The 14414-nt window shown below is 49.3% G+C and carries 12 protein-coding genes and 2 other annotated features; of the genes, 2 read left to right on the forward strand and 10 right to left on the reverse strand.

The features are described from left to right. Positions 1 to 36: 36 nt before the first annotated feature. Positions 37 to 286 (reverse strand) — a binding site (T-box leader). A 48-nt stretch (positions 287 to 334) separates the two neighbouring features. After that, positions 335 to 586, reverse strand: a binding site (T-box leader). Between the two features lie 56 nt (positions 587 to 642). The 8 genes from AYO36_RS09645 to AYO36_RS09680 form a co-directional block, all read right to left on the reverse strand. Further along, positions 643 to 1911 (reverse strand): dihydrolipoamide acetyltransferase family protein, encoded by a 1269-nt coding sequence (locus tag AYO36_RS09645; protein ID WP_035398284.1) that lies wholly within the window; start codon positions 1909 to 1911, stop codon positions 643 to 645. Between the two features lie 14 nt (positions 1912 to 1925). Further along, complete coding sequence (locus AYO36_RS09650; RefSeq protein WP_023467596.1) at positions 1926 to 2909, reverse strand: alpha-ketoacid dehydrogenase subunit beta; 984 nt, start codon at positions 2907 to 2909, stop codon at positions 1926 to 1928. Further along, entirely contained in the window at positions 2906 to 3919 is a 1014-nt protein-coding gene (locus tag AYO36_RS09655) for a thiamine pyrophosphate-dependent dehydrogenase E1 component subunit alpha (RefSeq protein ID WP_023467595.1), read from the reverse strand. The genes AYO36_RS09650 and AYO36_RS09655 overlap by 4 nt, the downstream gene beginning before the upstream one ends. Before the next feature lie 13 nt (positions 3920 to 3932). Continuing rightward, positions 3933 to 5354, reverse strand: a complete 1422-nt coding sequence (gene lpdA / locus AYO36_RS09660) for a dihydrolipoyl dehydrogenase (protein WP_023467594.1) — start codon at positions 5352 to 5354, stop codon at positions 3933 to 3935. Beyond that, positions 5324 to 6427, reverse strand: coding sequence for a butyrate kinase (gene buk / locus AYO36_RS09665; protein ID WP_064300280.1), 1104 nt, complete (start codon positions 6425 to 6427; stop codon positions 5324 to 5326). The genes lpdA and buk overlap by 31 nt, the downstream gene beginning before the upstream one ends. A gap of 16 nt (positions 6428 to 6443) precedes the next feature. After that, complete coding sequence (locus tag AYO36_RS09670; protein WP_023467593.1) at positions 6444 to 7568, reverse strand: Leu/Phe/Val dehydrogenase; 1125 nt, start codon at positions 7566 to 7568, stop codon at positions 6444 to 6446. Positions 7569 to 7581: 13 nt separating this feature from the next. Next, entirely contained in the window at positions 7582 to 8502 is a 921-nt protein-coding gene (gene yqiS / locus AYO36_RS09675) for a phosphate butyryltransferase (RefSeq protein WP_041255026.1), read from the reverse strand. Between the two features lie 144 nt (positions 8503 to 8646). Then, positions 8647 to 10302: a sigma 54-interacting transcriptional regulator gene (locus tag AYO36_RS09680; protein ID WP_058704307.1), complete on the reverse strand. Its 1656-nt coding sequence runs from the start codon at positions 10300 to 10302 to the stop codon at positions 8647 to 8649. Between the two features lie 122 nt (positions 10303 to 10424). On the opposite strand from AYO36_RS09680, the gene AYO36_RS09685 reads away from it, so the two are divergent. Further along, a complete protein-coding gene (locus AYO36_RS09685; protein WP_058265115.1) occupies positions 10425 to 10679 on the forward strand; it encodes a DUF2627 family protein in 255 nt (84 codons plus the stop codon). A gap of 675 nt (positions 10680 to 11354) precedes the next feature. Continuing rightward, positions 11355 to 11933 (forward strand): dihydrofolate reductase family protein, encoded by a 579-nt coding sequence (locus AYO36_RS09690; protein WP_064300281.1) that lies wholly within the window; start codon positions 11355 to 11357, stop codon positions 11931 to 11933. A gap of 36 nt (positions 11934 to 11969) precedes the next feature. Here AYO36_RS09690 and spo0A read toward each other — a convergent pair whose 3' ends face one another. Both spo0A and recN read right to left on the reverse strand, forming a co-directional pair. After that, positions 11970 to 12692 carry a sporulation transcription factor Spo0A gene (gene spo0A / locus AYO36_RS09695; protein WP_035398295.1) on the reverse strand — a complete coding sequence of 241 codons (723 nt, stop codon included), beginning with the start codon at positions 12690 to 12692 and terminating at the stop codon, positions 11970 to 11972. Between the two features lie 3 nt (positions 12693 to 12695). After that, positions 12696 to 14402, reverse strand: a complete 1707-nt coding sequence (gene recN / locus AYO36_RS09700) for a DNA repair protein RecN (RefSeq protein WP_064300282.1) — start codon at positions 14400 to 14402, stop codon at positions 12696 to 12698. Positions 14403 to 14414 lie beyond the last annotated feature (12 nt).

Genomic DNA, 14414 nt, shown 5'->3' on the forward strand with positions numbered 1-14414 from the left:
GGAATATAAAAAAGTCCCCCACACAGCGTATGCTGCATGGAGGACGATTATCTCGCGGTGCCACCTCTCGATTGGAACGGTTTGACCGTTCCCACTTTGTCTGATGCGTCTTAATAAGAGACATCATAGCCTACGATAACGGGGGCATCCGTCGCGACCTACTTCTTCGTTCAGCCACGCTCTCATGAGACCATTCACGAAACCTCGCCGTACGGAAGTCGCACCATTCTTCCGCTCTCTGAAACGCCGATGTTGTCTCGCTACTTAACTCACTCTACGATTTGTTCGATTCGATTGTATACGAAAAGGGTCTTCTCGCCCATTCATGTAGAACATGAAGGACGGGAAGACCCGCGGTACCACCTTCGTTGACGATGCTGACACCGTCCCCTTTGAAACGAACCGGACCGTTGTCCTGATTCGTCGACCCCGATAACGGGAGGAACCCGTCAGAGCCTACTACCCATTGAAGGGATTCGGTCTGAAGCTCAGAAGGCCATTCGCTTGTTGCCCGATACTGATTCGCACCACCCATCAGCTCTCTTGAATCGTTTCACAAGTTACTTCTCTTCGTCTTTGCTATCGTGTGTTGAATTGATTCTTATATTACGATGCTTCTTCTTCCCTGTCAACTGGAAAAACTCAATATAGGGAAAGTTGGTTCGGATCAATCGATTCGAGCGCTTGTTTGACAGTTTGTAGGAACTGTCCGGCAACGAGTCCGTCGAGCACCCGGTGGTCGATCGACATACAGAGGTTGACCATGTCGCGTGCTGCAAACATGCCGTTCACCCAAACTGGACGTTTGACGATCGATTCAACGGATAGAATTGCCGCCTGCGGGAAGTTGAGGATCGGTGCCGATTGAATCGAACCGAATGATCCTGTGTTGTTGACCGTAAACGTACCGCCCTGCATCTCAGCAGACGACAACGTACCTGCTTGTGCGCGTTTCCCGAAGTCATCGATCGCGCGTGCGATACCTTTGATGCTTAGTTCATCCGCATTCTTGACGACCGGTACGAACAGAGCGTCTTGCGTCGCGACAGCAAGTGATAGGTTGATCGCTTTCTTTTGAATGATCTTATCTCCCGCCCATGTCGAGTTCATGATCGGATGTTTCTTCAATCCTTCGACCGTCGCCTTCATGAAGAACGGCAAGAACGTCAATTTGACCCCTTCTTGTTTGAAGAACGCATCTTTATGACGATTACGTGCTTCGACCAAGTTCGTGACATCGACTTCGATCATCAACCAGGCATGTGGCGCTTCGTGTTTCGCACGTACCATGTTCGAAGCGATCGCTTGACGCACACCGGCAGTCGGAATCTCGATGTCGCCCGTTTCCGTCGGTTGTGGTGCACTGACCGGACGTTTTGGTGCAGGTGGTGCTTCTGCCGGAGGCGCTACCGGAGCCGCTTGCGCTTCCGGTTTTGGTTCAGTTGCTTGTGGTGTCGGGATCGATCCAGACTCGATCAGTTTCAAGAGGTCTTTCCGTGTAATCCGTCCGCCAGCTCCAGTACCCGTCACTTGTTCGAGATCAATGCCGTGTTCTCCCGATAGTTTCAAGACAGCTGGTGAATAGCGTTTTTTCATCGATGTATCAGACGACGTCGTTTCTTCGACAGCCGGTACTTCTTGTTCGGTCGCAGCGACTTCCGTTGACCCACCACTGACTTGCATCGTGACAATCGCGTCACCGACTTGCAACGTATCCCCTTCTTCTGCAAGCAGTTTTTCAATCACACCATCAAATGAAGATGGGACTTCTGCCGTTACCTTATCGGTAATGACTTCTGCAATCGGATCGTATTTTTTGACAGTATCGCCCGGTTTGACGAGCCACATCGAAATCGTCCCTTCTGTGACGCTTTCTCCGAGTTGTGGCATCGTAAGTGTTTCAGTCTTCATCGATCAGTTCCTCCTTAGTATGCGTGCAACGTCCGGATTTTATCTTCGATTTTCTCACTCGAGATGTTGAAGAACTTCTCCATTGTCGGAGCGTATGGCATGGCTGGTACGTCTGGACCACAGAGTCGTTCGATTGGTGCATCGAGATCAAACAATGCTTCTTCTGCAATGATTGCCGACACTTCACTCATGACGCTACCTTCTTTATTATCTTCCGTAACGAGCAGGACTTTCCCCGTCTTTTTCGCCGCTTCGACGACTGCTTCGCGGTCGATTGGATACACCGTCCGCAAGTCAAGGATGTGGACATCGATTCCGTCTTTTTCAAGGCGCGTTGCCGCTTCGAGTGCCATATGGACACACAGACCGTAGGTGATGATCGTCACGTCTTCTCCCTCACGTTTTACGTCTGCTTTACCGATTTCAACGGTATAATCGCCTTCCGGAACATCCCCTTTCAACAGGCGATAACCACGTTTATGCTCAAAGAACAAGACCGGATCATTCGAACGAATCGCTGCCTTTAGCAATCCTTTTGCGTCATATGGATTAGACGGGATGACGATCTTCAGACCAGGCGTCGAGTTGAACATCGCCTCGACCGACTGAGAATGGTAAAGTGCTCCGTGAATTCCGCCGCCGAACGGTGCGCGGATGACGATCGGACACGTCCAGTCATTGTTCGAACGGTACCGAATCTTCGCTGCTTCACTGACGATTTGGTTGACCGCTGGCATGATGAAGTCAGCGAATTGCATTTCAGCAATCGGACGCATGCCGTACATCGCAGCTCCGATTCCGACACCGGCAATCGCACTTTCAGCGAGTGGTGCATCGATGACACGTTCTTCTCCGAATTGTTCGAGCAATCCTTGGGTTGCCCGGAAAACACCACCACGGACACCGACGTCTTCGCCGAGGATGAAGACGGACTCGTCGCGTTCCATCTCTTCTTTGATTGCACTATTGATCGCTTCGATTAAACTTAACGTCGTCATTTCGTTTCCTCCTCGTCGTACACGTAACGTAATGCATTTTCTGGCGCATCGTAAGCTGCTGCTTCCGCATAAGCCGTTGCTTCGTCGACTTCTTTCTCCATCGCTTGTTCGATTTCAGTCGCTGATTCTTCCGTCAGGACGCCCATTTCAATCAGACGCGCCCGGAAGAGTTTGATCCCGTCACGTGCTTTTAAGGCATCGAGTTCTTCCGCAGAACGGTACGATTTATCGTCATCATCCGATGAGTGTGGCACGAGACGTTCGACTTCAACTTCGATCAAGGTCGGACCTTCTCCCCGTAATCCGCGCTCGCGTGCTTCCTTAACGACCTTATAGACAGCGAGTGGATCGATGCCGTCTACCGTATAGCCAGGCATTCCGTAGCCGATTGCCCGATCAGCGACGTGTTTCGCCGACAGCTGTTTCGAGAGAGGTGTCGAAATCGCGTATTTATTGTTTTCACAGAACAAGATGACCGGGAGTTTATGAATTCCGGCGAAGTTCGCCCCTTCATGGAAGTCTCCTTGGTTTGAAGAGCCCTCTCCGAACGAGACGTAAGCAACGAGTGGTTCCTTACGCATCTTCGCAGCAAGTGCGATCCCGACAGCATGTGGGACTTGTGTCGTGACCGGACTTGAACCCGTGACGATGTTCAAGGCACGTGAACCGTAGTGTCCTGGCATTTGACGACCACCTGAGTTCGGATCTTCTGCCTTTGCGAATGCCGACAGCATGATATCGCGTGACGTTTGACCGAAGTGTAAGACGACGCCTAAATCACGGTAATACGGCAAAATGTAGTCCGTTCCTTTTTCAAGGGCGAACGCTGCACCGACTTGAGCCGCTTCTTGTCCTTGACATGAGACGAGGAAGGGAATTTTACCCGCTCGGTTCAACTTCCACATCCGTTCGTCGATCTTCCGCGCACGGACCATCGTTTCGAACATCTGAATCGCGTCCTGTTCCGTTAATCCGAGTTCTACTAATTCTTTGAATTCTATTTTTTCCATCCGTAATTCCTCCTTAGGCGTGAACCGCGAGTCCGTCGACTGCAAGTGCTGCTTCACCGAATGCTTCTGACAAGGCCGGGTGCGGATGCACGAGCTGTCCGACTTCCCATGCCGTTGCATTGAGTACGAGCGCTAATCCACCTTCACTGATCAGTTCCGTTGCTTTTGGTCCGACGATGTGAACGCCGACAAGATCATCTGTCTTCGCATCGGAGACGAGCTTGATGAAGCCTGCCGCCTCTCCTTCGATCCGCGCTTTCCCTAATCCGTTGAACGAGAAGCTTCCGACCTTAACGTCCATTCCGGCACGTTTCGCTTCGTCTTCCGTCAAACCGACCGATGCCGCTTCCGGTACGCTGTAGATACAACGTGGCACGAACGCATATTCAAGTGGTGTCGTAGTTCCATGGACGATCGCCTCGACCGCTTTGACACCTTCTGCTGACGCGACGTGCGCCAGTTGTAAGCGACCGATGACATCCCCGATCGCATAGATATGTTGATCCTTCGTCCGGAAATGGTCATCTACTTGGATGAAGCCATTTTCGACGACGATATTCGTGTTTTCAATCCCAATGCCTTCGACATTCGCCATTCGACCGATTGCGACAAGCAATTTATCCGCTTCAAGCGTCGTTTGTTCTCCATTACGGTCGATCGCGATCGAGACACCGTCTTCTGACATCCGGAACGTGTCACTTTGTGCAGCTGCGCCGGTATGAATCTTGACGCCCCGCTTTTTCAATTGACGGGCGACTTCACGACTGACTGCCGCATCTTCCGTCGGTAAAATCCGGTCGCTGAATTCGACGACCGTTACTGCGACGTCAAAATCCGTCAACATCGATGCCCATTCGACACCGATGACGCCGCCACCGATGATGACGATCGACTTTGGCAAATCTGCCATATCGAGTGCATCATCCGAGCTGAGGACATACTCTGAATCAAAAGCGAGTCCGTTCAATGGACGTGGACGCGACCCTGTCGCGACGATCAATTGACGCGGAAGGATCAACTCGCCTTCGCCTTCTTCCGGCTCAACGCTGATCGTTCCCGGCATCGGTGAAAAGATACTTGGTCCAAGAATCGAACCCCGACCATGAAAGACTTCAATCTTTCCTTTTTTCATCAGATGCTGAATGCCTGCCTCTAATCCATCTACGATCTCTTGTTTCCGTTGTTTGACCTGTTCGAATCGTAAAAACGATTCCGGTACGTCCACGCCATATGTAGCAGCGTGTTTGACCGTCTGATAGACTGCTGCTGATTTCAAAAAGGCTTTAGATGGGATACAGCCACGATGTAAGCATGTCCCGCCTAATTTTCCTTGTTCCACGATTGCTACCGACTTCCCGGCTTGTGCCGCACGAATCGCGGCGACATATCCACCGGGTCCACCACCTAGGACAACGACGTCGAATTCTCTAGCCATGTTGGTTCGCCTCCATATTCCTTAACTTCTTCTTCCCCACGTAAGACACGCAACACTCCTTCTGCGAGCGCCTGCAACTCATCTTCACCAGGACTACGTACGACTTGACCGAGGTGGGCGATGCGTTCTTCGATCGCACGCGTCAATCGATCACTATAGGCAAGTCCGCCTGTTAGGATGATCGCGTCGATCTGACCGAACAAGACGGCACTTTGACCAGCGATTTCTTTTGCGATCCGGTACGCCATCGCGTCATATAACAACGCCGCTTTTTCGTCGCCTTCCTCAATCCGGTGCTCGATCTCGATCGCGTCAAACGTTCCCAAGTGCGCGACAAGTCCGCCTGACCCAACGACCAGACGCTTCATCTCTTCAAGTTTATACTTGGTACTATAACATAGTTCTACTAGTTGACCAACAGGTAGCGATCCGCTTCGTTCCGGCGAAAACGGTCCTTCTCCATCGAGTCCGTTGTTGACATCGATGACACGCCCCTCTTGGTGCGCACCGACCGTAATGCCGCCGCCCATGTGTGCGATGATCAGACGTAGTTCCTCATAGGGACGTCCGATTTCCTTCGCGTACCGCTTCGCGACAGCTTTTTGATTCAAGGCATGGAAAATACTCTTTCGTTCAAGTTCAGGTAAGCCTGTAATTCGCGCAATCGGCTCAAGTTCGTCAACGACGACTGGATCAACGATGAACGATGGGATATCGAGTGTCCGAGCAATCTCATCCGCGAGGAGTCCACCGAGGTTCGAGGCATGGACGCCAAAAATACCGCTGAGTAAGTCTTCTCGCATTTCCCGGTTAACGGCGTACGTACCGCTGACGAGCGGTCGGAGTAACCCACCGCGTCCTACGATTGCAGTAAGCGCTTTCAAATCAATCTGTTCTTCAGCTAACACTTCGAGTAACACATGACGACGCATCTCCAGCTGCGCTGGAAGCGGTCCTCCGACCGCCTCCGCTGGATGGCGTAACGTCTTCGTGAACACCTGATTCGTCCCTTCGAAGATACCAATCTTCGTCGACGTCGAACCGGGATTGATCGTTAAAATACGTTCGCTCATGGATATCCTCCTCTGATCAGCCGCGTGATCCTAGAATGTTTTTATCACGACGCAGGAACTGGCTGCGGGCACTACGCATCGTAGCAATGCGCTCTTCTGCCATTTTCTCAGCCGCACGGTATGTCGGTAAATGATCGCGTTTTGCGATTTCGAACACTTTCGTGACCGCATCATAGACAAGTTCAACTTTTTTCATAGCACGATCACGGTTGTATCCGTCGAGTTCATCGGCAACGTTGATGACACCACCGGCATTGATGACGAAGTCTGGTACGTATAAAATATCGCGTTCTTCAAGCATGTCACCGTGACGATCTTCTTTGAGTTGGTTATTTGCCGCACCAGCGATGATCTTGACTTTCAATTGGGGAATCGTCTCGTCGTTTAATGTCGCACCGAGGGCACATGGCGCAAAGATATCCGCTTCGACACTGTAGATGTCTTCTGGTGCGACGATCAAGGCACCGAATGCTTCTTCTGCACGTTGAAGTGCTTCTTGGTTGATGTCCGTGACGATCAGTTTCGCCCCTTCTTCATGTAAATGACGGCATAGATTGAAGGCAACGTTACCGACACCTTGGATCGCAATCGTTTTTCCACCAAGTGAATCTGTTCCGTACACTTCTTTTGCCGCTGCTTTCATCCCACGATAGACACCGTATGCCGTAACCGGTGATGGGTTACCACTTGATCCGAATGCTGGGCTGACACCAGTAACGAAATCTGTCTCCATGTGGATGTAATCCATGTCTGCAACTGTCGTATTGACATCTTCTGCTGTGATGTAACGACCGTTCAGTGACTGGACGTAACGTCCGAATGCCCGGAAGAGTGCTTCTGACTTTTGTGTCTTCGCATCGCCGATGATGACCGCTTTACCACCACCAAGGTTTAATCCAGCGGCTGCGTTCTTATATGTCATCCCTTTTGATAAACGAAGCGCATCAATCAATGCCTCTTCGTCTGATGCATAGTTCCACATGCGAAGTCCACCGAGTGCCGGTCCGAGTGTCGTGTCATGAATCGCGATGATTGCTTTTAGTCCTGATACTTTATCGTGGCAAAAAACGACTTGTTCGTAATCTTCCATCTCCATTGTTTCAAAGATGCTGAAGCGTGATTCTACGTTTGTTTCGACCATTTTAAGTTCCTCCTCAAATTGTTTGTTTTACTTTTTTCGTCTGTTGGGCATTTAATAGCGCAAAGGCTAGTGAGTACATTTTTGCTTCTGCTGTATCGGCACGGCTAGTCAAAACGACTGGCGCCCGCGCTCCGACGAGAATCGCCGCAACCGAGGCATGTGCGAAATACATGAGTGATTTGTAGATGACGTTTCCGACTTCGATTTGCGGAACGACGAGTAAATCCGCCTGACCTGCTACATCTCCCGTCAATCCTTTTTGCTGGGCAGCGACGAGATTTACGGCATTGTCGAGTGCGAGTGGTCCGTCTACAAGGCAATCCTTGATTTGACCACGTCGGTTCATCTGTGTCAAAAGTGCGGCATCAATCGTCGCCTGCATCGTCGGATTGACGACTTCGACAGCTGCTAAGACTGCGACTTTCGGTAAGCCGTATCCAAGCGCTCGTAAGGCGGAGACACCGTTTTCGATGATCTTCACTTTGTCTTCGAGTGTCGGTTGGATGTGAATCGCTGCATCGGTTAATCCGATCGCTGATTCACGCCCCGGTACTTCGAACAAGGCGACATGCGACAAGACATTCCCTGAACGCAAACCCGTTTCTTTGTTCAAGACAGCTTTCATGAACGTAGCTGTCGGAACAAGACCTTTCATCAAGACGCTCGCATCCCCCTTGCGAACGGCATGAGCAGCACGTTCTGCCGCTTCTTGCGATGTAGAAGTATGAGTGATCACGAACTGTGACTCTCGTAATGCTCGCTTTTGAATCATCTGCTGAATCCGTGTCGCATCCCCGAACAAATGAAAACGCGCTAAATCGTTCTCAATTGCTAATGCGACAGCATCCATCACTTCTTCGTCATCCGCAGCTGCAATCGCAACGACGGAATCTTCGAGTCGAGCTGCCTGCTCGACCATTTCACTGAATCTCACCGTATTCCCCCCTCACCTGTCATACATAAATAGTAATAGCAATTTTCGTGCCAATTCAAAAGAGACGGTAGGTTAAGCAAGAACGTCTTTAATTTTGCACGCTTTTGCATTTTTTGCAATATATTGCACGCAAAAATTTGCGCTTCACGAATAGATGTTAAATCGTTCCACTTTGTAATAAAGTGCCCGAAGAGAAATTCCGAGTTGTTTCGCCGCTTCTGTTTTGTTGCCATTAAAGGCAGTAAGCGCTTCCCGAATCAACCGTTCTTCGACGTGTGACATCTCGTCCGATAGATGCTTGATTTCCTTTTTCTGTCTCGTCGTGACTTTCGTTGTTTGTGGCACGACAAGCTGAAGATGACCTTTTCGCAAGACGGTTTCTGTTTTATCCGTAAAAATCAACGCGCGACCGATGACATTTTCAAGCTCGCGGACATTTCCTTTCCACGGTTGCTTCTTCATTGCTTCGAGTACATCATCTGAGATCCGTCCGACCGATCGTCCATAACTTTGATTCAATTTACGGAGTAAGTGTAAGGTCAATGGTGCGATATCATCCGGTCGCTCACGTAGTGCCGGTATGTGAATCGGTAAACGATTGATCCGGTAGTAGAGATCTTCTCGGAACTCATTCATGATGATCTTTTGCTCTAGATTCGCATTCGTCGCCGCGATAATCCGGACATCGACTGGAATCGCCTTCGTCCCACCGACGCGAACGACTTCATTTTCCTGTAACACCCGTAATAGTTTGGCCTGGACGTCGAGTGGTAGTTCGCCAATCTCATCTAAGAATAGCGAACCTCCATGTGCTTCTTCGAAATATCCCCGCTTCCCACCACGTCGCGCTCCTGAGAACGCGCCTTCCTCGTAGCCGAATAGTTCACTTTCGAGTAACGTCGGTGCGATTGCCGCACAGTTGACGCGGACGAATTGTTCATATTTACGTTCGCTCGCTGCATGGATCGCATGTGCAAACAGTTCCTTGCCGGTTCCGGATTCACCGCGAATCAAGACGTTGACGGGCATCGTTGCCGCAAGCTTTGCTTGATCGACGACGAAGCGCATCGCTTCACTCTCAGCGATGATATCGTCAAAAGTATATTTGGCTTCGAGCGTCCGGATTTTTTGTCGCGCTGCCTTCAATTCTTTGGCGAGTGCCTTCATTTCTGAAATATCCCGAATGACCCCAACGGAACCACGGACTTGTCCATCGACGATGACGGGTGCCGCATTGACGATGATATCACGTTGATCTTGCCCGATCTTCATGCGAACATCCCGCACGTTCTCGCCCGTATTCAAGACTTTCAAATGAACGGATTCCTGCATTCCGATATCGGCACTTGCCGGTTTTCCGACAACGTCTCGCTCCGTGAAACCGGTCATACGCGTATATGCTGGATTGATCAGCATCGTCTGTCCGTCTTGATCGGCGACGGAAATCGCCTCGCTCGTACAATGAATGATTGCTTCGAGCATTTTCTCTTTTTCAGTCAATCGCTCAAGCAACACTCTGACGAATTCACCCGGTAAGACCGCTGCTCCCGGAAAATCATGAATCAATTGCTCAAGTACGCCAGTTTCTCCTGTAGCGTCAATGATGAAATCGACATCAGCTCCTTCAAAAGCTGACCAATTCGTTTCGATCCGAATGTCCGCACGCCGTGCAAGCGCCACCCCAGGCGCCTCCATGTTTGGATCGACGAGACCGATGACCGTTAATAATGGTGAACGTTGAAACGCATGTAGGACTTCTGTTCCCCCTTGACCAGCCCCGACGACGAGTAGATGATGCATATGAATTCCCCCTTTGAAACTGCTTACATTTCTATCGTACTCGGAATAAAATAGGGAAGCAAACCCGATTCGCAGAACGATCGATTTTTTGATACAATACGCTTGGAAAGGAGTGGCGTCCTATGCGTATCATTGGTTTGCTCTCATTATTAATCCCCGGCATCATCGGCGCGATTGGTATTAAGCTCATGCGTGATAGTGTTTTTCTAATTGCGCAAGTGCCATTTAAATACTTAGGCGATGCGGCTTACGTATATGTACTGCAAGGTCTCGTTGGTTTGGTTCTTGCGATGGGTGGCATTGGATTTGTCGCAGGATATGTCTTTTATCGCGATCGAAAACGTGGAAAAGTCTCCGACCGCTATCAAAAAAAATGAACACAGAAAAAGGTCCCCATCTCTTGAACTCATTTCAAGCGCGGGACCTTTTACTCGTATAAAATTGGTTTCACTTACGGATGAACTCCTCTCATAGTTAGAACTATTCGTGTACTCCAAAACCTTAGGTGTTCCTCTTAATGAAGAGGTAGAAAGAAATCAGATCTGGCTATCGGGCTAACGATAGAATGGTGTTTCAGTTCCATCATCTGACTGTACTCGGGACCTAGGTGGAGCGTAATGTCATCCGCTTGAAGCAGTCAAACATTCGGTTGCTAACAATCACTGCTAGACAACACTCCTTTTCACGAACTGTACTTTTCATTTTAGACGATCCGTTACCTTCCACTTTTCCCTAGCTTCGAAATCATGGAAGCTCCCATTCATTCGAGATTTCCCATCTAGAATGAACAAGATACCTTGGTACGACTTCTACCAAGAGAATGTCGTCCGGCATTCTTGAGCCATTTACAGTTGGCGTTCTGAGATGATGTTCATCAACAGGATTTCCGGAGTCCTTGTCGACTCGACGTTCATCTGACGTCTTGCCAAATCATTTGGTACCTTTATTATAACAAACATTTCAGTTTATGCAATATTTATTTGCAAGCGCTTTTATATATTTTTAGCTTTACGGTATGCTATAAGCAGATCGTAATCGAAAGGAGACCTTTCATGCGAAAAATCATCGTATTCGAACATCTATCGTTAGACGGTGTCATTCAAGCACCGAGCGGAAAGAATGAGGATGTGAGCAACGACTTCGAACAAGGGGGATGGACTGCTCCATTTCAACATCCTGAGATTGGTCAGGTCATCCGTGAATGGATGCAAGAGGATTGCTCCCTGTTACTCGGTCGCAAAACATACGAGCAATGGTCGAGTTACTGGCCACTCCACCCAGATATCTGGCCAGTTGCTGATCATGCCATGAAGTATGTTGCTACGCGTCATACACCACCTATTCTTTGGCAGCCGACGATTTATTTGAATCAACCAACTTCTGAACTAACACGCTTGAAACAACAGGACGGACCACCACTTCACGTCTGGGGGAGTAGTCAACTCGTTCATACGCTTTATCAAGCCGATCTGATCGATGAACTTCGATTGATCCTCTATCCCGTCATCATCGGTTCTGGTAAACGTCTATTTCCCGACAACGGAATGACGCCCATCACTTGGAATGTCACGAAACGACACACGTTTGATAACGGCGTATTGATCGCTTGCTATGAACGGGATAGGAACTAAAAACACACCGTCTATCATTCAGACGGTGTGTTTCCTTTAACCAGATTGTTCTTGATTCATATGACTCGAAACATACGAGATGAATTCCGAGTTCTTCGGACTTTTCTCTTGTTCGATTCGGCCATTGAAGAGCTCGTGCTGTTGCATCCCTTCGTTCCAGGCGGACTTGATGGCGTGACGCATCGCTCGTTCGACACGAGAAGCCGTCGTTTGGTGTTTCTTCGCGATCGTCGGATAGAGTTCCTTTGTGATCAATCCGAGTAAATCTTCCCGTTCAAGCACCATTAAGACAGCGTCCTTCAAATACGTGAAGCCTTTAATATGCGGAGCAATCCCCACTTCTCGAAGTGTCGTACCGACTTTTAAATCAATCGTTTCGACGATCGGTGCTTGTCCTTGATTCGTCACGAGACGAATTTTTTGAACGAGCTGATCCATGCTGAACGGTTTAAGTAAGAAGTACGATGCTCCGAGGGTGACCGCCTGTTGCGAGACCTCGTCTTTACCGAAGGCACTCAACATGATGACAGCAGGGTTCTTCTTTTTCTTCATCAATTCTTCGAGAACACCAAGCCCATCTAAATGAGGCATGATGATGTCGAGGAGCAATACATCCACTTCGTGTTCTTTCATACGTTCGAGACAACTCTCGCCATTGTAGGCGACGCAAACGACTTCCATGTCTTCTTGCGCAGAGATATGCTGGCGAATCAGTTCGACCATTTCGCGATTATCATCTGCTATCCCGACTTTAATCAATCCTTACACCCCATTTTTAAGCGATTCTTTCATCGTCTTCGCCTGATCCATCAATTCCTCGGCATGGCGTAACGTCAAATCCGTCATATGTGCACCGGAAATCATCCGTCCTAGTTCGTTTCCTCGATCTGACTGAGACAAGACGTTGACCTGTGTCGTCGTACGATCCGTCTCCTCGATTTTCCGAATATAGAGATGTTGATCGGCCATCGAAGCGACTTGCGGTAAGTGCGTAATACAAAGCACTTGTCCGTCTACCGATAAACGATAGATTTTTTCAGCCATCGCTTGTGCGACACGACCCGATACTCCTGTATCGACTTCATCGAAAATGATTGAAGCAACTCCGACCGAGCGCGAGAAGATTGACTTCAATCCGAGCATGATACGAGATAACTCCCCGCCCGATGCAACTTTTCCGAGCGACTTGAATGGCTCTCCCGCATTCGTCATGATGAAGAACTCCACTTGGTCGATTCCGTTCTTGCGTAGCATCGGTGTCTTCCCGTCTTGAAGAAAACGAATTTCAAACCGTGCTTTTTCCATGTAGAGCTCACGCAACTCCAGATGAATCGCTTCGCTTAATTGAACGGCCGCTTTTCGACGCTGTTGCGAGAGACGCCCACCTATCTCAAACAATTCGCCTTCGAGCTGTTCGACTTCGGCTTTTAAGCGTTCAATCCGTTCATCTCGATTCGTCATCGTATCGAGTTCAACTCGAATCTTCTCCCCATACGCGATGACTTCCTCGATCGTCGCCCCGTATTTTCGTTTCAGTTGTTGAAAGACGGATAAACGTTGTTCAATCTCATCGAGTCGATTGGAATCAAACTCAAGTGTTTCGAGTTGATCTCGAATCGCATACCCGACTTCTTCGAGTCCATAAAAAGCGCTTGCGATCGCGTCACTCTGCTGCGAAAACTGTTCGTCGATGCTTGATGCTTGTTGTAATTCACGCATCGCGTCTCCGACAGAGTCGATGCCGCGCATCTCATCATGCAAAGCATCGTACGCTGTCTTTAACGACGCATATAGCTTCTCGAAATTCGCGAGACGATTTCGTTCGACGAGCAACTCGTCTTCCTCATGTGCTCGAAGTTTTGCGCCTTCAATCTCTTCCGTCTGGAACGATAGTAGATCAATCCGTTGAGCGAGTTCTTGCTCACTTTGCGCGAGCGATTGCAGCGCCATCCGTTTTTCTTCATACGCTTGATAACCGGATTGATAGGCTTGAAGGAGCGGTGCAATCGTCTCTTGCGCGAAGTCATCGAGAATCGCTTGATGATACGTACTGTCCATTAAATGCTGATGTTCATGTTGCCCGTGCATGTCGACGAGGACACGCCCGAACTCCCGTAAGATCGTCAGTGTGACCAGCTTATTGTTGACGCGACAGACACTTTTCCCGGTCGCGAACAGATCACGTCGTAAGATGATCAATCCATCTTCGATATCGATACCATACTCTTCTGCGAGATCATAGACGAGATGGTCGTCTTCAATCAGAAACAATCCTTCTAGCTCCGCTCGATCTTCCCCGTATCGAACGAATTCTGCGGATCCACGTCCACCAATCAATAATCCGATCGCGTCGAGAACGATCGATTTACCGGCACCTGTTTCCCCAGTCAAGACGGTCATTCCTTTTTTAAAGTCGATCTGTAGCTCGTCAATGATCGCAAATTGTTTGATCGATAATTCAGCTAGCATCCTGTCAACTCC

Source organism: Exiguobacterium sp. KKBO11 (assembly GCF_001644945.1).
In the GTDB taxonomy this organism is placed as follows: domain Bacteria; phylum Bacillota; class Bacilli; order Exiguobacteriales; family Exiguobacteriaceae; genus Exiguobacterium_A; species Exiguobacterium_A abrahamii.

Bases quoted from the DNA above. Each gene is read 5' to 3' on its own strand.
- AYO36_RS09645 (WP_035398284.1), bottom strand. From the start codon at position 1,911: ATGAAGACTGAAACACTTACGATGCCACAACTCGGAGAAAGCGTCACA.
- AYO36_RS09650 (WP_023467596.1), bottom strand. From the start codon at position 2,909: ATGACGACGTTAAGTTTAATCGAAGCGATCAATAGTGCAATCAAAGAA.
- AYO36_RS09655 (WP_023467595.1), bottom strand. From the start codon at position 3,919: ATGGAAAAAATAGAATTCAAAGAATTAGTAGAACTCGGATTAACGGAA.
- lpdA (WP_023467594.1), bottom strand. From the start codon at position 5,354: ATGGCTAGAGAATTCGACGTCGTTGTCCTAGGTGGTGGACCCGGTGGA.
- buk (WP_064300280.1), bottom strand. From the start codon at position 6,427: ATGAGCGAACGTATTTTAACGATCAATCCCGGTTCGACGTCGACGAAG.
- AYO36_RS09670 (WP_023467593.1), bottom strand. From the start codon at position 7,568: ATGGTCGAAACAAACGTAGAATCACGCTTCAGCATCTTTGAAACAATG.
- AYO36_RS09680 (WP_058704307.1), bottom strand. From the start codon at position 10,302: ATGCATCATCTACTCGTCGTCGGGGCTGGTCAAGGGGGAACAGAAGTC.
- AYO36_RS09685 (WP_058265115.1), top strand. From the start codon at position 10,425: ATGCGTATCATTGGTTTGCTCTCATTATTAATCCCCGGCATCATCGGC.
- AYO36_RS09690 (WP_064300281.1), top strand. From the start codon at position 11,355: ATGCGAAAAATCATCGTATTCGAACATCTATCGTTAGACGGTGTCATT.
- recN (WP_064300282.1), bottom strand. From the start codon at position 14,402: ATGCTAGCTGAATTATCGATCAAACAATTTGCGATCATTGACGAGCTA.